Origin of the sequence: Kitasatospora sp. NPDC090091, assembly GCF_044747365.1 — a bacterium.
Lineage (GTDB): Bacteria > Actinomycetota > Actinomycetes > Streptomycetales > Streptomycetaceae > Kitasatospora.
The window spans coordinates 166,001-185,323 of sequence record NZ_JBIVDY010000015.1 but is presented as its reverse complement, the minus strand read 5'-3'; the positions used below and the strand labels follow the sequence as shown (position 1 = coordinate 185,323).

Genomic DNA, 19,323 nt, shown 5'->3' with positions numbered 1-19,323 from the left:
CACCTCGCGGTCGGGGGGTACGGCTCCTCGCCCGGATGCTCCCATGCAGCACCGACGGTCACGCCGCACCTGAGCTGCGCCGCTCCAGAGGTGCGCCGCTCCCGAGGCGGACGGCGGGGGCCCGGCCGCTCCGGGGGGAGTGAGCGGCCGGGCCGGTGTCGCGGTTGGATCAGCCGCGGGCCCAGAGGGAGTTCACCCGGCTGCGCTCCGCGGAGTTCGGGTACGGGTTGGTGCAGGAGGTGCCTGGGCCGCCGCCGGACATCAGCTCGCTGCACGGGCCCGAGTAGTGGTCCGGCAGGCCCAGCACGTGCCCGGTCTCGTGGGCGGTGACCCGGGTCGAGTTGTACCGGCGGTTCTGCGCGTAGTCGAGGAAGATGTAGCCGCGGCCGTGCCCGTCGGTGCTCGCGTACGAGCCGCGCGAGTCGTTGCCCTCGTAGTAGCGGAAGTCGGCGTTGGTGCCGGACCGCAGCTGGACGTTGGCGACCGAGCCGTTCCAGATCTGCGCGCTCTGGGCTATCTGGTTGCGGAAGGTCGGCGCGCTGCTGGCGTCGTAGGTCACCACGACGGCCTTGAGGAACGGCGCCGCGGCCTGCTTGGCGAGCGCCGACTTCATGACGGCCTCGTAGAACGCCTGGTTGTCCGCGTCCTCGGCGGCCGAGCCTGCATAGGCGTTCGCGGTGTAGCCCTGGGTGGCCGGGGCGGCCGCGGCGGCCGTCGGCAGGACGGCCACGCCGGCGGCGAGGGCCAGGCCGAGGGCGGCGGAGAGCGTGCGGGCGATGCGGTTCACGTGGGGCTCCTGTTCGCGGGGGCGCGGCCATGGGGGACCGCGGTGACGGAGGGAAGAGGGGAACCGGTACTGCGGAGCGGAGCGGAGCGGAGCGGAGCGCGGGTCAGCCCGCGAGGCCGTTCCGCCAGAGGGAGTTGACCCGGCTGCGCTCGGTGCTGTTCGGGTAGGGGTTGGTGCAGGACGGGCCGGGACCGCCGCCGGACATCAGCTCGCTGCACGGGCCCGAGTAGTGGTCGGGCAGGCCGAGGACGTGCCCGGTCTCGTGCGCCGTGACGCGCAGGGAGTCGTACTCCTGGTTCTGCGTGTAGTCGAGGAAGATGTAGCCGCGGCCGTGCCCGTCGGTGCTCGCGTACGAGCCGTTGCTCGGGTCGTCGCCCTCGTAGTACGAGAAGTCGGCGTTGGAGCCGGCCTGGAGCTTCACGTTGGCGACCGAGCCGTTCCAGATCTGCGCGGACCGGGCGATCTCCCCGGAGAAGGACGGCGCGTTGCTGGGGTCGTACGTCACCACGACGGCCTTGAGGAACGGCGCCGCGGCCTGCTTGGCCCGCGCCGACTTCATCACCGCCTCGTAGAAGGCCTGGTTGTCGGCCTTTCCGTTGCTCCGCTGCGCCGACGCCGAGGGGGTGTAGTGCTGGGCGCCGGCGGCGGCCCGGTCGACGGGTGCGGCCGAGGCCGTGGTGGGCAGCGCGGCCAGTCCGGCGGCGAGCGCCAGACCGACGGCAGCAGAGAGCATCCGCGGGATGCGGTTCATGTGGGGGCTCCGATTCGCGGGTGCGCCGCGGCGGTGGGGGCCGGTCGCGGGCATCGGATGAATGTTTGCTGCCCCAGAGCTTCGGCCAGGTCGGCGGCCCGGCGGATGATGTCAATCGGCGATAGCGCGGACCAATCCCCGTCGTCCGGCGGGGTTCCGACCCCGCCCAACGGCCTGTCATGTCCCTGGCGTCACACCCATTCGCCCGGTTATGCTCCCGACGTGGAGCTCGACGTGAGACACCTGCGGGTGCTGTGCGCCATCGCCGACACCGGCAGCCTCCGCAAGGCCGCGCGGCAGCTCGGGATGACCCAGCCCTCGCTCACCACCCAGCTGCGCCGGATCGAACGCACCATCGGCGGCCGGCTGTTCACCCGTGAGCAGACCGGCAGCCGGCCGACCGCGCTCGGCCACTCGGTGCTGTCGCGGGCCCGGCCGGTGATCGCCGAGATGACCGCGCTGGTCGCCGCCGCGCGCCAGGAGGCCCGCGAGGCGGCCGGTGGCGAGCGCTCCCGCCGGCTGCGGATCGGCAGCGTCGGCAGCCGGGCGGTCGCGGCCTGGCTGCGCCGGGTGCACGAGCGGCTGCCGGAGACGGACACCACCATCCACATCGACATCTCCGCCAACGCCCTGCTGCGGATGGTCGCCGCCGACCAACTGGACGTGGCCTTCGTGCACGAGAGCGAGGGGTTCCCGCTCCGGGTGCCGCCCGACGCCGAGCACCGGGTGCTGCTGGCCCGCGAGCCGCAGTTCGTCGCCCTGGCCGCCGGCCACCCGGCCGCCGCCCGGTCGGTGGTCCACCTGACCGACCTCGCCGAGGACACCTGGATGGTCGACCCGACGGCCGACCACGAGTACGCGGCCATGCGCCGGGTCTTCACCGAGGCCGGGCTCAACCCCCGGGTGGTGCAGGTGCGCGACAACGCCACCGCCGCCGAGCTGGTCGCATCCGGGGAGGCCGTCCGGCCCTGCCAGCCGACCTCGTCACCGGGGCCGGGCACGGTCGTCCGGCCGGTGCACGGCGACCCGCTGGCCGTCCGGCTGCTGCTCGCCTGGCGGCCGCGGGCGCTCAGCCCGCCCGCACTGGAGGTCCTCTACGGCGAGCTGCGCGCCGCCTACCTGGACCTGGCCCGGGTCAACCCGGCCTACCGGGCCTGGCTCGCCCGGCACGACCACGCCCTCCAGCACCTGCTGGGCCCCGGCCTCCAGGAGGACCCCCGCGACGGGCAGCCGCGGGAGCCCCTCCCCACCATCGGTCAGCCGCGGGCGTGCAGCGTGACGCCCACCGCCACCGTGGCCGCGCTCACCAGACCGGCCACCAGGACGCCCGAGCCGCCGGCCGCGGTGCACGCCAGCACGGCCAGCGAGGCGGCCGGCAGCAGCGCCTGCTCGACCCCGGTCTTGCCGTGCCGGGCGTGCAGCAGCCAGACGGTGAACAGGTAGACCGCCGTCGGCACCGTCACCGTCGCGGTGGCGGCGGTCTCCGAGATGTGTGCCTTGTGCACCGCCGACTCGACCGCGACCTCCAGCCCCGCGCCGATCGCCGCCGCCGACCCGAACACCACGTAGTGGCCGTAGCCCCAGAGGAAGGCCTGCCGGTTGGAGCGCAGGTGCTCGTGCACCTCCCGGGCGAAGTAGATCCACCAGGCCGAGAAGCAGATCAGCAGACCGCCGGCGGCGACCGGCAGCAGCCGGTCGAGCCCCTCGTGCTCGTCCACCGCCGACTGCACCGCGATGGTCGCCGCCGCCACCGTCTCACCCAGCACGATCAGGGTGAACAGGCCGTAGCGCTCGGCGATGTGGTGCGGGTGCCAGCTGGTGCGCAGCCGCAGTTCGGCGATCACCGGCACGGACAGCTCGGCCAGGATGCCGAGCGGGATCAGGTACGGCCGGGCCGACTCCGGCAGCAGCAGCACCACGGCCCAGCCGATCTGGCAGAGCGTGATCCCGGCCGCGTACCGCAGGGCCACCCCGCGTGCCGCGCCCTCCTCGCCGGCCGCCGCGCGCAGCCACTGGGTGACCATGGCCAGGCGCATCACCACGTACCCGACCACCGAGAGCGTCAGGTCCTGGTCGGCGAACATCCTCGGCACGCCGGCCGCGAGGATCAGCACACCGGCGATCTGCACCAGCGTGGTGACCCGGTAGGGGACGTCGTCGCAGTCGTACGCCGAGGCGAACCAGGTGAAGTTCATCCAGGCCCACCAGATCGCGAAGAACGCGAAGACGTACCCCCGCAGCCCGTCGCCGTAGTGCCCGGCGGCGAGGTCGTGGGCCAGCTCCCGGCCGGCCTGGCCGACGGCGACCACGAAGCAGAGGTCGAAGAACAGCTCCAGCGGCGTGGCCACCCGGTGCGGCTCGTCCCGGCTGCGCGGGACCATCGGGCGCACCGGGCGCCGGTCGACGGGGTGCGGGCGGCGGGGCGCCGCGGCGGGTTCGCTGCTCATGGTCGGGTCTCCAGGCTGCGGGACGGCGGGCTGCGGGACGGCGCTGCCGGACGGCCTGCTGCGCCGTCCCGCGCATCCTGGCAGCGGCGCGGGCCGGGCGCACGCACCGGCGCGCGCTTGCGAAACACGCCCGTCATGCCACATTGGCCCGATTTTCTGCGTCCGGCTTCGCCCGATATGCCCTTCCGTCAGCGAGAGTTGACGCCCGGGTGCGCGAACCGGGTGACTGCGGGACGGGTTTCCAGGACGCGCCCGTGCCGTACGGCACGGCGGCCGGGATCCCCCGCTAGATTCTTCCCCGGTTGGAAGCGAGCGGGTCCGGAGCGACCCCACGACACGGGCGGCCTGCGGGCAACGCGGAAGGTCAAGGCCGGCGGCAGGACGGCGGGGGCGGCAGAGCCGTTCCCCCGCGTCCGCACCACCGGCCTCGTGATCACCGCGCTGCTCGCCAGCGCCTGCCGTACCGCCCCCTCCGCCGTCTTGTGCCGTCCTCGCCGCCTACACGGACGCGACGAACGCGGACGCCGAGGCCGAGGCCGATCGAGCCGCCGAGGCCGATCAAGCCGCCGGGGCCGATCCGGCGCCGGTCACTTCTCCCAGCCGACCTTGGCGTAGTCGACGCCGGCCAGGCCGAACGCGCCGTAGTTGGCCAGCCCCTTGCGGACCGCCACCACCGTCGGCCGCTGGTACAGCTCGACGGTGTGCCCGAGCTCCCAGATCCTGGCGTCCGCCTGGTTGTACAGCTTCGCCGCCTCCACCGGGTCGGTGGTGCCGGCCGCCTTCTTGAGCAGGCCGTCGATCTCCGGCGTGCCGAGCCTGGAGAAGTTGCCGAAGACGTTGTCGCCCTGCGGCAGGCGGAAGTTGAGCAGGCTGCTGGAGAGCGGGAACGAGTCGGTGTTGCGCCAGCTCGCGATGTCGAACTTGCCCGGGTTGACGTACTTGGTGAAGAAGTCGTTGCTCGGGACCTTGTCGAGCTCGACCTTGACGCCGGCCGCCAGCCACATCGCCTGGGCCGCGGTGGCGAGGTCGAGCTGGGCCTGCGGGGACGACTCGTTGAACACCCAGTGCAGGGTCAGCGACCGGCCGTCCTTGGTCCGCGGCTGCCCGCTGCCGGCCTCCTTCCAACCCGCCTCGTCCAGAGCCTTCTTGGCGGCGGCCAGGTCGAACTTGGCCCACTCTCCGGAGTTGTCCTGGTAGCCGGTCTGGTTGGGCATGAAGATGTGGTTGCCCAGCGGCTTGAACTCCACCGGCACACCGTTGTTGGCGATCTTGATCAGGGCGGAGCGGTCCAGCGCCTTGCCGAGCGCCTGGCGCACCTTCTGGTCGGCCAGCGCCCCGCCGCCGCCGAAGGAGATGTGCACCTCGTCCCACGGGCTGGCGCTCCGGATCGTCGCGTCCTTGGCGTCCTTGAGCTGCCCGTAAGCCGTCGCGGTGCCCGCCGCGGCGAAGTCGATCTCGTTGTTGAGGAACGCCTGGGTGGTCGCCGACTGCGACATCACCCGGAAGGTGATCTTCTCGACCTTGGGCTTCGCGCCCCACCAGGCCGGGTCCGGGACCAGCGTGAGGGTCTGCGCCGTCTTGTCCGCCGTGCCGACCTTCAGCGCGCCGGCGGTGATCGGGATCTTCTCCACCCAGCCCTTGTTGAAGTCGTCCGCCGTGGCGATGCCGGCCGCCGGGATCAGCGGGCGGAACAGGTTCTGCCAGTCGGCGTACGACTCCGAGAAGGTCACCTTGACCTCGGTCGGGTCCGCGCCCTGCTCCACGGCCGAGATCAGCTCGTAGCCGGCGGAGTCGGCGATGTTGTAGCCGTCCTTCTTGCCGTTGCTGGCCTCCCAGTCCGCCTTGAAGTCCAGGTAGCCGAGCGGCTTCCCGTCCGACCACTTGGCCTTCGGGTTGAGCTTGTAGGTGACCACCTGCGGCGAGGTGGAGGTGACCTTGGCGTCCAGCAGGTAGTCGGTGACCGGCTTGAAGGTGCCCGCCTCGTCGGTGGTGAAGAGCTCCGGCTCCAGCGCCCGCATGATCTCGACCGCGTCACCGTAGCGGCCGTCGACCTGGAACGGGTTCCACTGCGTGATCCACTGGTACAGCGGGAACCGGACCTCGCCGCCGTCCTTCAGTTGGTCCACCGGCTTGGCGTTGATGTCGATCGAACCCTGTCTCGGCGGCTCGCTCTTGACCGCGTTGTCGGCCGAGCCGCCGCCCGAGCTGCACGCGGCTGCCGCCAGCGCGGCGGCGAGGGCGAGGGCGGCCGCCCGGCCGAGACGGCGGACGGGCGTGACGGTGGATGCGTCCATGAGGGTCCCCCAGAAGATCCGGAATGTGGCGAGGGTTGGGCGTCGCGAGGTGTGGCGAGGCTTGAACGTGGGCAGCCAAGTCGGTGCCCGAGGAGCGAACGTAACAGTCGATCAGATCCAGTACCAGGGGGAGTAGTTCACGCCTGATCCAAATGAAACGGGCGGCAACACGGCCGCAACACCCCGGCCGTGCGCCGGTGCCAGACTCCTGACCTGCACCTCTCACCACCCGGCCCGAACGGGGCCACCGACCGAAGGCCACCCACCGATGCCCACCAGACGCGTCGGGCCCGCCCCCACCCCGGGCGGCCGCTGATGCTCCGCTACCTGGCGAAACGATTCAGCTACTACGCAGTCCTGCTGATCGTCGCCGTCTTCCTGGCGTACGCCCTCTCCGCCACCGCGCTCCGGCCCCGCACCTACTTCGAGGCCAAGGTGCCGCGCCCGGCCGCCGCGTCGGTCGAGCGGCAGCTCGACGACCTCAACCTGAACGACCGCACCCCCGTCGTCGAGCGCTTCGGCCGCTGGGCCGGTGACCTGCTCCACGGGGACCTCGGTCGCACCATCCACGACACCCCGGTGACGGACGACTTCCGCCGCAGGGTCTGGGTCTCGCTGCGGCTGCTGCTGCTCGGCAGCCTGCTCGGCATGGCCCTCGGCGTCGCCGCCGGCGCCTGGAGCGCGGTGCGCCAGTACCGCATCTCCGACCGGCTGCTCACCGTGTTCTCGTTCGTCCTGCTCTCCACCCCGGTCTTCCTGGTCGCGCTGTTCCTCAAGAACGGCGCCATCGCCGCCAAGGACGTCGCCGGCCACGAGGTCGTGCCCTTCACCGGGTACGAGACCCCCGGCCTGACCGGCGGCATCGGCGCCCACCTCGCCGACTGGGCGCTGCACCTGCTGCTGCCCACCCTCTCGCTGGCCCTCGGCGGCCTCGCCACCTACAGCCGCTACCAGCGCGGCACCATGCTCGACGTACTCGGCTCGGACTACCTGCGCACCGCCGAGGCCAAGGGCCTCACCCGCGGCCGCGCCCTGGTCAAGCACGGGCTGCGGACGGCCGTGATCCCGATGTCGACGATGTTCGCCTACAGCTTCCTCGGCATCTTCACCGGCGCCGCCTTCACCGAGACCATCTTCGGCTGGCACGGCATGGGCGAGTGGTTCATCCAGTCCATCAACGAACAGGACGTCAACTCGGTGGTCGCCGTAAACCTGTTCGCCGCGGTGGTCGTCCTCGCCTCCGGCTTCCTCGCCGACACCCTGCACGCCGCCCTCGACCCGCGCGTGCGGTCCTGACCGGAGGAGACTGCCGTGACCGCCGTCGCCGCGGAGCCCGCCGCGCCCGTACCCGCCCCGGACCCCGCCGCCGGGCCCGCCCCCGAGGCGGCCGGCCGGGGCCGGCTCGTCCTCGCCCGCCTGCTCGCCGCCCGCTGGGCGGTGGCCGGCGCCGTCGTCGTCCTGCTGCTGTTCGTCCTCGCCTTCGGCGGCCAGTACCTCACCCCCTGGGACTACGCCGCCCCCGACTACACCGCGCTGCGCCAACCCCCGTCCACCACGCACTGGTTCGGCACCAACGGGGTCGGCCAGGACGTCTTCGCGCAGACCGTCCGCGGACTGCAGAAGTCGCTGGTCATCGGGCTGCTGGTGGCGGTGTTCTCGACCGTGCTGGCCTCGCTGTTCGGCGCCTGCGCCGGCTACTTCGGCGGCTGGACCGACCGGATCCTGATGTTCGTGGTGGACCTCATGCTGGTCTTCCCCAGCTTCCTGGTCATCACCATCATCTCCCCCCGGCTGAAGGGCGCCGGCTGGCTCGCCTTCGTCCTGCTGCTGGCCCTCTTCAACTGGATGATCACCGCCCGGGTGGTCCGCTCCATGACCATCTCGCTGCGCGACCGCGAATTCGTCCGCGCGGCCCGGTTCATGGGCGTGCGGCCGCTGCGGATCATCACCCGGCACATCCTGCCGAACGTCGCGTCCTTCCTCATCATCGACGCCACCATCGCCGTCGGCGGGGCCGTGATGAGCGAGACCGCGCTCTCCTACTTCGGCTTCGGGGTGAAGGCGCCGGACGTCTCGCTCGGCACGCTGCTCGCCGCCGGCACCAACGACGCACCGGTCTTCCCGTGGCTGTTCTACTTCGCCGCTGGGCTGCTGGTGCTCTTCGTCCTGGCGGTCAACCTGATCGGGGACGGGCTGCGCGACGCCCTCGACCCCACCGCCGACGCGGCCCGCACCCGCCGCGGCCCCCGCCGCACGCGGAAGCGGGTGCTGCGGGGCGGTGCGGGCGACGCCGGTTCGGCGGGGGCGGCCGACGTCGGCCGTTCTGCCGGCTCGGCGGGGGCGGCCGGTTCGACCGGCTCGCCCGGTTCGCCCGCGCCCGGCTCGCCCGGCTCGCCCGGCTCGACCGAGAGCAACCGTTCGGCCCGTAGGAAGGGTGGCAGCCAGTGACGACCACCGTCGCAACCCCGCCGACCACGGCCCCGCTGCTGGACGTCCGCGACCTACGGGTCGACTTCGCCGGCCCGCGCGGCACCACCGTCCCCGCCGTGCGCGGCGTCGACCTCACCCTGCGGCGCGGCGAAACCCTGGGCATCGTCGGCGAGTCCGGCTCCGGGAAGTCCGTCACGGCGCTGTCCGTACTGGGCCTGCTCCCCGGCACCGCACGGGTGCGCGGCTCGGTCCGGCTGGACGGCCGCGAACTGGTCGGCCTGCCCGGCCGCGAGCTCGCCGCCGTCCGCGGCCGCCGGGTCGCCATGGTCTTCCAGGACCCGCTCTCCGCCTTCACCCCCGTCTACCGGATCGGCGACCAGATCGTCGAGGCGCTGCGCATCCACCAGTCGCTCGACCGGGCCGCGGCGCGCACCCGCGCCGCCGAACTGCTCGACCTGGTCGGCATCGCGGCGCCCGAGCGGGCGCTCGACAGCTTCCCGCACGAGTTCTCCGGCGGCATGCGCCAGCGCGCGATGATCGCGATGGCCATCGCCAACGACCCCGACATCCTGCTCGCCGACGAGCCGACCACCGCCCTGGACGTCACCATCCAGGCGCAGGTGCTCGACGTGCTGCGCACCGCCCAGCGGGAGACCGGCGCCGCGCTCGTCCTGGTCAGCCACGACCTCGGCGTCATCGCCGGGATGGCCGACCGGGTCGCCGTGATGTACGCGGGCCGGGTGGTCGAGACGGCCGGCGTGGACGAGCTGTTCGCCGCGCCCCGCCACCCGTACACGCTCGGGCTGATCGGCGCCGTGCCCCGGTTGGACGGCCGGGGCGGACCGCTCGTCCCGATCCCCGGCGTGCCGGCGCCGATGGCCGAGCTGCCGCCGGGCTGCCCGTTCGCCGCCCGCTGCCCGATGGTGGAGGAGCGGTGCCGGACGGCCGAGCCCGCGCTCACGGGCGTTGCAGAGCCGGGGGGTTCGGACGGGGCCGGGGGTGCGGACGACGCGGCGGATTCGGAACAGGCCGGGGGTGCGGGCGCGGTCGGGGGCGCGGGCGCGGTCGGGGGCGCGGACGGGGCCGGGGGTGCAGGCCGGCATCTGGCGGCGTGCGTCCGGGCCGGCGAGCTGGCCGTGCGGCGCCCCGCACCGAGTGAGGTGTACCCGGTGCCGCCGCTCCCGCCCGCCGCGGTCGCCGTACCGCGCGAGGAGCGCGCGCCGGTGCTCGCCGTCAGTGGCCTGACCAAGACCTTCCCGCTGCTCAAGGGCACCGTCTTCAAGCGCCGGATCGGCGAGGTCCACGCGGTGGACGGCGTCGAGCTGGACATCCGGCAGGGCGAGACGCTCGGCCTGGTCGGCGAGTCCGGCTCGGGCAAGTCCACCACCCTGTTCGAGCTGCTGCGGCTGGCCGCCCCCGAGTCCGGCCGGATCGAACTGCTCGGGCAGGACACCTCCGCGCTCTCCCGGGCCGACGCCCACCGGATGCGCGCCCAGCTGCAGATCGTCTTCCAGGACCCGATGGCCAGCCTCGACCCGCGGATGCCGGTCGGCGACATCGTCGCCGAACCGCTGCGCGCCCAGCGCGCCGCCCGCGAGGAGATCGCCCGTCGGGTGCCCGAACTGCTCCGGCAGGTCGGACTCGACCCGGCCCACGCCGTCCGCTACCCGCACCAGTTCTCCGGCGGGCAGCGGCAGCGGATCTCGATCGCCCGCGCGCTGGCCGTCCGGCCGAAGCTGCTGGTCCTGGACGAGCCGGTCTCCGCGCTGGACGTCTCCATCCAGGCGGGCGTGCTCAACCTGCTCCAGTCGCTCAAGGCGGAGCTGGGCCTCTCCTACCTCTTCGTCTCGCACGACCTGTCGGTGATCCGGCACCTCGCCGACCGGGTCAGCGTGATGTACCTCGGCCGGACCGTCGAGCAGGGCGAGGTCTCCGCCGTCTTCGACCGCCCGCGCCACCCGTACACACGCGCGCTGCTCTCCGCCGTACCGCTCCCGGACCCGGCCGCCGAGCGGGCCCGCAGCCGCATCCTGCTGGCCGGCGACCCGCCCTCGCCCACCGTCCGGCACGCCGGCTGCCGCTTCCGCAGCCGGTGCCCCGTCTACGCCGGGCTCGACGCAGGGTCCAGGGCCCGCTGCGAGAACGAGGCACCGGCGTTGACCGGGCCGGCACCGGGCGAGGACCACCAGGCGGCGTGCCACTTCCCGGAGTGACCTGAGTCGGGCCGGCGCGGGCCGGTCCCGCCCTCGCGCCGGCCCGGGCCGGGCCGGCGCGAGAATCGCGATCGCCCGGTCACCGGGCGTGTCCGCACGGTCGCGATTCGGCAGACCGGCCGGACCCCGTGTAATGTCTTCCAGGTCAGCAGGCGCCGCTAGCTCAGTTGGTTAGAGCAGCTGACTCTTAATCAGCGGGTCCGGGGTTCGAGTCCCTGGCGGCGCACATGGCAAGGTCTCAGGCCGTCCACTCCGGTGGACGGCCTGAGGCGTTTCCGGGGCACGGTAGGTTGCGAGGACGGCGCGGCCCCACGCGCCCTTCGCGACAGCTGGGGGTTCCGTCCATGGCACCGCTCGACACTCGCTCGCTCCCGGAGGAGCTGCTGCTGCTCTGTGCCGAACCGGTGCGCGGCCGGCTCCGGATCCCGCAGTCCGCCTTCTACTGGGCAGTCCCCGGCAGCGTCCTCGCCGAACTGCAGCTCGGCGGAGCGATCACCGTCGACGGCCGGCGGATCACCGGCTTCCAGCCGCTCGGCTCCCACGACGAGATCGCGGCCGGGGTGCTCACCCGGCTGGAGGAGACCGGCAAGCGCAAGCACCGGCTCGGTCTCGACCTGGCCATGCGCCGGATCCCGCGCAAGCCGACGCAGCAACTGCTCCTCGACCGGCTGACCGCCGACGGTGTCCTGACCGTCGACCGGCGGAGCTTCCTCGGTCTGCCGTACCGGCGCTACACGGCGGTGCCGCCGGGGATCGGGCAGGAGATCGCGGCCCGGGTCGCCGCCACGCTGGCCGCCGACGCCGCCGGGTCGGAGCTGACGGCGTCGCCCACCACCGTTGCCCCTTCCGCCGCTCCGTCCGCCTCCGCCTCCGCCGAGGCTGCTCCTGCCGACGCTTCGTCCGCCGGCAGTGGCGAGGCGTCCGGTGCGGCCGGGGCGTCCACCGCCACGGCCGATCGGGACCGCCCGTCGGCCGACCGGGACCGTCAGCTGGCCGGGCTGGTCTTCGCGGCAGGGCTGCACCGCCGGCTCTACCCCGGCCCGGCCGGCGCCCCCACCCGGCGTGCCGCGCGCCGACTGGCCAACGAGCTGCCGGTCCCCCGGGCGGTCCGACGGGCGATCTCGGAGATGTCGGCGAGCACGGCCTCCTGAGCCGCGCCGCCGGTACCGCCTGCACCGCCAGGCCGCCGGTGCAAGCGGTACCTCCGCCCCTCAGCGGGTGTCGAGGATCGCCGAGGCCACCGCGTCCGGGCGGTCGAACATCAGCAGGTGCCCCGACGGGGCGGTGGTCCGGAAGTCGGCCCCGAGCAGCGCGGCGAGCCCCCGCTGCCGGTCCAGCCACTCCTCGGTGCGGCGGGTACGGCACCCGTCGTCGGCGGCGAGCACGGTGATCGGCAGTTCCTCCGGCAGCGGCACCACGCCGCGCAGCTCGTCCAGCTCGGCGGCCACGTCGAGGTACCGGGTGTTCTCCCGGAGCACCGCACGCAGGGCCCGTCCGGTCCGGTAGCAGTGCCGGACCAGCGGTCGCGGCGCGAGGTCCTCGCGGCGCACCGTCGCGGCCCGCGCGACCATCCGCCGCACGGTCGGCCCGAGCAGGTACGGCACCGCGAGGGCCGTCGCCGCGCCCGCCACCGTACGGGCCGCCAGGTCGCGCAGCTCCGGCGCCGGCCAGGGGCGGGGCGACGACTCGACGCTGCCGTCCAGCAGGACCAGCCCGGCCGTCCGCTCCGGGTTCAACCGGGCGAAGGCCTCGACGTGGAAGCCCGCCAGGGAGTGGCCCACCACCGTGCACGGCTCGCTTAGGCCGAGACCGTCCAGCACGGCCCGGATGCGCTCCGCCTCGCCGACGACGGTCGGACCGGGGCGGTCGGCCGGCTCCGAACCGCTCAGCCCGTAGCCGGGCCGGTCGAAGCGGACCACCGTGCGGTAGGGAGTGAGGAAGGGGACCACGAGGTCCCAGTCGAACCAGCTGCTGCCGAGCCCGCCGGCGAGCAGGACGACCGGGCCGCTGCCCTCGGTCCGGACGTGCAGCGGTGTGCCGCCGATGTGCAGGAACGCCACCACGGCCGGCGCCTCCCCGGCACCAGACTGCTTGCCGACGCCCCTCTGCCCTGCCTCCCCCGACCCGGTCATCGCGGTTCCACTCCTTCGCCCGTCCCGTCCGTGGTCCCTGCCGCTCCTGTTGCACCTGTCTCACACGGCGTGCATGTCGTGCATCTCGCACCCGCTGCGGCCGTCCCACGCGTCCCGCCCGCCGGCGCCTGCCCGGCGGCTCCCACCCGTGCCGGGATGCGCTCGGGAGCCGGCCCGGCCGCGGCCGTCCGACCCGTCCGGGGTCGGAGCTGGGCACGTTTCCCACCCTAACCGCCGGAAAACTCCGCCCCAACCGGGCGGAAACGGGCGTCCGGCGCGGCTTCCGAGCCTGCGGGCCGCCTCAAATGGTGCGAGCCACCCCTCCGAACCGTGTATTGTTTTCCAGGTCAGCAGGCGCCGCTAGCTCAGTTGGTTAGAGCAGCTGACTCTTAATCAGCGGGTCCGGGGTTCGAGTCCCTGGCGGCGCACAGACACTGGGGAGCCTCTCGCAGTAGCGAGAGGCTCCCCAACTTTTTTGCCCTTCGACGTCCGATTTGTGTGTGATGTCGGTCTCGCTTGCCGCCCCGGTGGAGCCAACCACCCCGATCGGTGCGTTCTGGGCTGTACAACCGGAAACGGGACGAACGATCCCGACCGCCGAAGTCCCCCGCTGTGCAGCCCGGCACGGTCCGCCCGCAGGAAAGGCCGCCGTTTTGTCCCGAGACACCCAGAGCGGCCGTCGCACGCCGTCCGCCCTCCTCCGCCCGGTCGAGCGCCTGAGGCGCTCCGGCGGGAGCCCGACGGACGGGACCGGCGGCACCGGGCCCCGCCGCCCGAAGCGCACCGGATGGCGCCGGCTGATCCCGACCTGGCGGATGACGCTGGCCGGTCTCGTCACCGCGCTGCTGCTCGGCATCGGCCTGTTCGCCCTGGGGATCACCCTGGTGCAGGTGCCGGACGCGCACGCCGCCGCGACCGCCCAGAGCAACACCTGGCTCTACCAGGACGGCTCGGTGATCGCCCGGACCGGCCAGACCAACCGGCAGAACGTCCCGCTGGAGAAGGTCTCCCCCGCCGCGCAGCACGCCGCGCTGGCCGCCGAGGACCGCAACTTCTACGACGAGGGCGCCGTCAACGTGCAGGGCCTGGTCCGTGCCGCCGTCAACACGGTCAAGGGCGAGGGCACCCAGGGCGGCTCCACCATCACCCAGCAGTACGTGAAGAACACGTACCTGAGCCAGAAGCAGTCCATCAGCCGCAAGGTGCAGGAACTCTTCATCGCGATCAAGGTGGACGCCACCGAGACCAAGGACGACGTCCTCTCGGGCTACCTGAACACCTCCTACTACGGGCGCGGCGCCTACGGCATCCAGGCCGCCGCCCAGCAGTACTTCGGCGTCGACGCGTCCGCGCTCACCCCCGCCCAGGGCGCCTACCTGGCCGCCCTGCTGAACGCGCCGAGCGCCTACGACGTGGCGACCGCGACCCCGGCGGGCAGGCAGAACGCGGTCAACCGCTGGAACTACGTGCTGGACGGCATGGTGAAGGAGGGCTGGCTCTCCGCCGAGGAGCGGGCCGCCACCACCTTCCCCGAGGTCCGGGACCCGCAGGCCCAGCTGGGCCTCTCCGGCCAGGCCGGCTACCTGGTCAACGCGGCCACCGAGTACCTGACCGCCAACCGGATCATCACCGAGTCCGAACTGGCCAAGGGCGGCTACACGATCAAGCTGACCGTCGACCCGGGGCGCCAGTCGGCCCTCCAGGACGCCGTCCAGGCCCAGCTGCACGACACCCTGAACCCGGACAAGCGGAAGAAGGACGCGGCCGCCCAGGCCGGTGCCGTCTCCGTCGACCCGAAGACCGGTGCGGTGGTCGCCCTCTACGGCGGCGTCGACTACACCAAGCACTACATCGACAACGCGACCCGGCGGGACTACCAGGCCGGCTCCACCTTCAAGGCCATCGCGCTGGCCGCGGCGCTGGAGAACAACGCCAAGACCCAGTCCGGCCAGACCGTCACCCCGCGCACGGTCTACGACGGCACCAGCGGCCGCAAGGTCCGCGGCGGCAAGGGCACCGCGTACGCGCCGCCGAACGAGGGCGACAAGAGCTACGGCCAGATCACCCTGCAGCAGGCCACCGACTGGTCGGTGAACTCGGCGTTCGCCCAGCTCGCCCAGGACACCGGCCTGCAGAAGGTGCGCGACACCGCCGTCGCGCTCGGCCTGCCCGGCAACACCCCCGGGCTCGACCCGCTGCCGTCCATCCCGCTCGGCACCGCCACCCCGAGCGTCCTCGACATGGCCGGCGTCTACGCCACGCTGGACAACGGCGGCAAGCAGATCACCCCCTGGCTGGTGCAGTCGGTGGACCGAGAGGGCGAGGCGCTCCAGCTGCCCGCCCACAAGGCCACCCAGGCGATCGGCGAGGACACCGCGCGCAGGGTGACGGCCATGCTGGAGGGCGTGGTGAGCGACCCCGGCGGCACCGGCTGGCGCGCAAAGGCCCTGGGCCGCCCGGTGGCCGGCAAGACCGGGACGACCGACGACCAGAAGTCGGTCTGGTTCGTCGGGTACACCCCCGAGCTGGTGACCTCGGTCGCCCTGTTCGGCCAGGACCCGGGCACCGGCGCCCAGGTCAGCCTCAGCGGCACCGGCGGCATCGACGGCGCGGCGGGCGGCCAGTACCCGGCGCAGATCTGGACCAGCTACATGAAGGCCGCGCTGAAGGGGAAGCCGGTCACCGACTTCGCCTCGCCCTCGGGCCGGGACGACACCTGGTCGGACGGCTCCTCGTCGAGCGGCTCGGACGGCGCGGCGGCCCCGTCCGGGCCGGCCTCGGCCCCGGCCTCCCCGGGCGGCTCCGGCAACGGGCCGGGCTCCGGCGCCTCGCCGAACGGCTCCGGCGACGGATCCTCCCGGTCCGGCTCGGGCGGTCCCGGTTCGTCGAACGGGCGGAACGGCTCGCGGCCCGGTGACGGCGGGGCGACCGGCGGGCCCACCCAGCAGCCGACGGCGCAGCCCAGCCCGCAGCCGACGTCGCAGCCGACGGTCCGGCCCACCAAGCCGCCGCTGCCAACCACCGGGCCGACCACCGCCCCGACGGCCGGGCCCACCACGGCGCCGCAGCCGACGGGGGGCGCCGGTTCGGGTGGCGGCTCCGACGCCGCGGCCGCGGCGGCCGGGCAGTAGCCCGTCGGGGGGTGGGTGCGGTCGCGTGGCCTGTCGGGGTGGGGCGGCGTCCGTCGGGCGGTGCGGTGTCCGTCGGGGGGTGTGGTGTCCGTCGGGGTGGCCGCCGTTAGCCGATCGGCGGGCCTGCGTGAACCTGCCGTCGCGCACAGTTGGAGGCAGGACCAAATGACGGAATGGCGCCTTACCGAACCGATGGCATGACTGTCACAATGCCTCGGTGCACAGCTCAAACCCCCCACTCGGCCGGTCGTCGGCCAAAACCCTCGGGCTCACCCTGGCGCTGGTCTCAGCCATCGCCTTCGGCGGCTCCGGCACCGCCGCCAAGCCGCTGATCGAGGCCGGTCTCTCACCGCTGCACGTGGTCTGGCTCCGGGTGACCGGCGCCGCCGTGGTCCTGCTCCCCCTCGCTTACCGCCACCGCGACGCGGTGCTCCGGCGGCCCGGCCTGCTGCTGGGCTTCGGCCTGCTCGCCGTGGCCGGCGTCCAGGCCTGCTACTTCGCCGCCATCTCCCGGATCCCGGTCGGCGTCGCCCTGCTCATCGAGTACCTCGGACCGCCACTGCTGATCGGCTACGTGCGGTTCGTCCAGCGCAGGCCGATCAGCCGGGGCTCGGCGATCGGCGCCGGCGTCGCCGTGGCCGGCCTGGCCTGCGTGGTGGAGGTCTGGAACGGCTTGAGCTTCGACGCCCTGGGCGTCGTGTTCGCCCTCGGTGCGGCCTGCTGCCAGGTGGGCTACTTCGTCCTGGCCGACGCCGGCAGCCGCGGCGACCGCCCGATCGACCCCCTCGCCGTGAGCGCCTACGGCCTGCTGATCGGTGCGGTCCTGCTGACCGCGTTCACCCACCCCTGGACCGCCGACTGGGGCGTGCTCGGCGGCGACGTCCTGATGAACGGGCACACCGTCCCGGCGTTCCTCCCGGCCGCCTGGATGGTCCTGATCGCGACCGTGCTCGCCTACCTGACCGGCGTGATCGCCGTCCGGCACCTTTCGCCCCCGGTCGCCGGGGTGGTCGCCAACCTGGAGGCGGTGGTCGCCACCGTCCTGGCCTGGATCCTGCTCGGCGAGCACCTGGGTCTGCCGCAGATGGCCGGTGGCCTGCTCGTCCTGGCCGGTGCCTTCGCGGCCCAGGCCGGCAAGGCCGGAGCCGCGCCCGAGGACACCGAGGACACCGGGGACGTCCGGGCGGCGGACGCCGGGGACGTCCGGGCGGCGCGCGACGGCTCTGCCGCCGCGGACTTCGCCGGGGCCACGGCGCTGGGCGAGCGGTTGGCGCGGGCCGCCGGGCAGGCGGGCGCCGAGGACCGTGCGGTCACCCGGCCCGGGGTCAGCGGCCGACCCAGCCGAACCAGTCGAGGTGGTTGAGCGGCCACACGACGCCCGAGACCGGTCCGACCACGTTGTCCACCGGCACGGCGCCGCCGCCCGGCCCGCGCTGGTGGTACCGGGAGTCGGCGGAGTCGCTCCGGTGGTCACCCTCCACCCAGACGTAGCCCGTGGGCACGGTCACCGGACCGAAGTCCAGCCCCGCGCAGGAGTCGTCCCCGGGGTGAAGGTACGGCTCGTCCACCTTCGCCCCGTTGACGGTGAGCGTGGTGCCCGCGCACTGGACGGTCTGGCCGCCGGTCGCGATGACCCGCTTGACCAGGTAGTTGTCGTCCTTCGGCGGCACCAGGCCGATGAAGCCGAGCGCGGAGCTCAGCGCGCGGGTGATCGGGTTCCCGTCGGTCGGCTGCGGCGGCAGCCAGTCGCCCGGGTCCTTGAAGACCACCGGCTGGCCGGGCTCCGGCTCCCAGCCGGTGAGCGGGGCGAGCTTGTTCACCCCGACCCGGTCGCCGATCCGCAGCGTGTTCTCCATCGACCCGGAGGGGATGGTGAAGACCTGGAACAGGCAGGTCTTGATCAGCAGCGCGGCCACCAGGCCGACGGCCGCCATCAAGGGGATCTCGATCCACCACGGCCGCTGGCGACGCCCCGCCCGCCGCGCCCTGAGACCCCTGCCCGGACCGCGGCCGGCCTTCTCGGCCTTGCCCGCCTTCCGCGAGCGCGCCCGCCGGGCCGCCGCGCGGCCGCCGCCCGCAGCCGGGACCGGACCGACCCCGGCATCACTGTCCGTGTCGGGCAGGTTCACCGCCATCGTCGCTGCTCCACCTCTCCGGCCGGGAAACCTGCACGCTACGCCACCGGCGAAGCCTCGCGAAATCGGGCATTTACCCGCGGCCGACACGACCGCCGACACCGCCGCGGGGGAGGCGGCGGGAGCGAGGCGGTCCGGGGACGGCGCTCGGGGCAATGCCACCCAGGGTACGGCGGGCGGAGCCACAGTGGACGAGCCGCCGCCGGTCGGGGCCCGGCCGGGATCGCGAAGGCGGGCGCGGAAACGGGCGTGGGGGCGGGCATGTACGAGAGTGCGACGAGGCAGCGGCAGTGGGCGGGTGCCGGCAGTGGGCGGGCCTCGGCAGTAAGCGGGTGCCGGCCGGGGACAGGTCCGGGGCGCGGGGCACCAGGGCGCCGGGGGCCGCCCGCCGCGCCGGACCGACGGGCGGACGGCGGCCGAAGCGGCGAGCGGGGCGCCCCGCGCGGCGACGACAGTCCGGCGATGATCTCCCGAGACTCGCCGGAACGGTCTTCCGCCCGGGGCGGCGCAGGGTCAGACCGGCTCGTTCTGGCCGGTCACGGTGTCGCTGGCGATCTTCTCGTGGTGCCGGATGACCTCGGCGATGATGAAGTTGAGGAAGCTCTCCGCGAAGACCGGATCCAGGTGCGCCCCGGCGGCCAGCTCCCGCAGCCGCTTGATCTGGTCGCGCTCCCGCGCCGGGTCCGCCGCGGGCAGCTTGTGCTCGGCCTTGAGCCGGCCGACCCGCTGGGTCGCCTTGAAGCGCTCCGCAAGCATGTGGACCACCGCGGCGTCGATGTTGTCGATGCTCTCGCGCAGGCTGGTCAGCTCGGCCCGTACGGCCTCGTCGATCCCGTCGAGCGATCCGGCATCGGGGGTCGTGGGGTGATCCGTCATCGGGGCGGCTCCGCGGCTCTCTGGTGATGGGCGCCCGGCCGTCGGCGGGCCGGGGATCAGGCCCGGGCAAATCTAACAGGGCACACGTGGCAGAACCGCACCATTCGGCCCAGTCGTCCCACGATCC

Annotated in this window: 12 protein-coding genes, 2 tRNA genes and 2 pseudogenes; 9 read left to right on the top strand and 7 right to left on the bottom strand. The window is 73.6% G+C overall.

Annotated elements, in window-relative coordinates; translation table 11 throughout:
• Positions 1-169: 169 nt before the first annotated feature.
• Both snpA (ACIPSC_RS25900) and snpA (ACIPSC_RS25895) read right to left on the bottom strand, forming a co-directional pair.
• Positions 170-787, bottom strand: a complete 618-nt coding sequence (gene snpA, locus ACIPSC_RS25900) for a snapalysin (RefSeq protein ID WP_400828442.1) — start codon at positions 785-787, stop codon at positions 170-172.
• 103 nt (positions 788-890) lie between these two features.
• Complete coding sequence (gene snpA / locus ACIPSC_RS25895) at positions 891-1,538, bottom strand: snapalysin (RefSeq protein ID WP_400828441.1); 648 nt, start codon at positions 1,536-1,538, stop codon at positions 891-893.
• Between the two features lie 57 nt (positions 1,539-1,595).
• Between snpA (ACIPSC_RS25895) and ACIPSC_RS25890 the strand changes: the two are divergent.
• Positions 1,596-2,594, top strand: a pseudogene (locus tag ACIPSC_RS25890) (LysR family transcriptional regulator); the annotation flags it as partial.
• 200 nt (positions 2,595-2,794) lie between these two features.
• Here ACIPSC_RS25890 and ACIPSC_RS25885 read toward each other — a convergent pair.
• Positions 2,795-3,985 (bottom strand): low temperature requirement protein A, encoded by a 1,191-nt coding sequence (locus ACIPSC_RS25885; RefSeq protein WP_400828440.1) that lies wholly within the window; start codon positions 3,983-3,985, stop codon positions 2,795-2,797.
• Between the two features lie 587 nt (positions 3,986-4,572).
• Positions 4,573-6,279: an ABC transporter family substrate-binding protein gene (locus tag ACIPSC_RS25880; RefSeq protein ID WP_400828439.1), complete on the bottom strand. Its 1,707-nt coding sequence runs from the start codon at positions 6,277-6,279 to the stop codon at positions 4,573-4,575.
• A gap of 315 nt (positions 6,280-6,594) precedes the next feature.
• Here ACIPSC_RS25880 and ACIPSC_RS25875 point away from each other — a divergent pair, with 315 nt between their 5' ends.
• The 5 genes and pseudogenes from ACIPSC_RS25875 to ACIPSC_RS25855 all read left to right on the top strand — a co-directional run bounded on the left by ACIPSC_RS25875 (position 6,595) and on the right by ACIPSC_RS25855 (position 12,073).
• Entirely contained in the window at positions 6,595-7,575 is a 981-nt protein-coding gene (locus ACIPSC_RS25875) for an ABC transporter permease (protein WP_313763886.1), read from the top strand.
• Between the two features lie 15 nt (positions 7,576-7,590).
• A pseudogene (locus ACIPSC_RS25870) lies at positions 7,591-8,508 on the top strand (ABC transporter permease); the annotation flags it as partial.
• A gap of 215 nt (positions 8,509-8,723) precedes the next feature.
• Positions 8,724-10,922, top strand: coding sequence for a dipeptide ABC transporter ATP-binding protein (locus ACIPSC_RS25865; RefSeq protein ID WP_400828438.1), 2,199 nt, complete (start codon positions 8,724-8,726; stop codon positions 10,920-10,922).
• A gap of 152 nt (positions 10,923-11,074) precedes the next feature.
• Positions 11,075-11,148 (top strand) — tRNA-Lys (locus ACIPSC_RS25860).
• 118 nt (positions 11,149-11,266) lie between these two features.
• A complete protein-coding gene (locus tag ACIPSC_RS25855; protein WP_400828437.1) occupies positions 11,267-12,073 on the top strand; it encodes a GPP34 family phosphoprotein in 807 nt (268 codons plus the stop codon).
• Between the two features lie 60 nt (positions 12,074-12,133).
• Here ACIPSC_RS25855 and ACIPSC_RS25850 read toward each other — a convergent pair whose 3' ends face one another.
• Entirely contained in the window at positions 12,134-13,054 is a 921-nt protein-coding gene (locus tag ACIPSC_RS25850) for an alpha/beta fold hydrolase (RefSeq protein ID WP_400828436.1), read from the bottom strand.
• Between the two features lie 354 nt (positions 13,055-13,408).
• Between ACIPSC_RS25850 and ACIPSC_RS25845 the strand changes: the two genes are divergently transcribed.
• From ACIPSC_RS25845 to ACIPSC_RS25835, 3 genes are all read left to right on the top strand, one after another.
• Positions 13,409-13,482: transfer RNA gene (locus ACIPSC_RS25845), tRNA-Lys, on the top strand.
• Positions 13,483-13,707: 225 nt separating this feature from the next.
• Entirely contained in the window at positions 13,708-16,185 is a 2,478-nt protein-coding gene (locus ACIPSC_RS25840) for a transglycosylase domain-containing protein (protein ID WP_400828435.1), read from the top strand.
• 217 nt (positions 16,186-16,402) lie between these two features.
• Complete coding sequence (locus tag ACIPSC_RS25835; protein WP_400828434.1) at positions 16,403-17,548, top strand: EamA family transporter; 1,146 nt, start codon at positions 16,403-16,405, stop codon at positions 17,546-17,548.
• Here ACIPSC_RS25835 and lepB read toward each other — a convergent pair.
• Both lepB and ACIPSC_RS25825 read right to left on the bottom strand, forming a co-directional pair.
• The gene (gene lepB, locus ACIPSC_RS25830) at positions 17,511-18,119 is read right to left on the bottom strand and encodes a signal peptidase I (protein ID WP_400828433.1); all 609 of its coding nucleotides are present in this window, start codon (positions 18,117-18,119) and stop codon (positions 17,511-17,513) included. The genes ACIPSC_RS25835 and lepB overlap by 38 nt on opposite strands.
• A 714-nt stretch (positions 18,120-18,833) precedes the next feature.
• Complete coding sequence (locus tag ACIPSC_RS25825) at positions 18,834-19,196, bottom strand: chorismate mutase (protein WP_313763893.1); 363 nt, start codon at positions 19,194-19,196, stop codon at positions 18,834-18,836.
• Positions 19,197-19,323 lie beyond the last annotated feature (127 nt).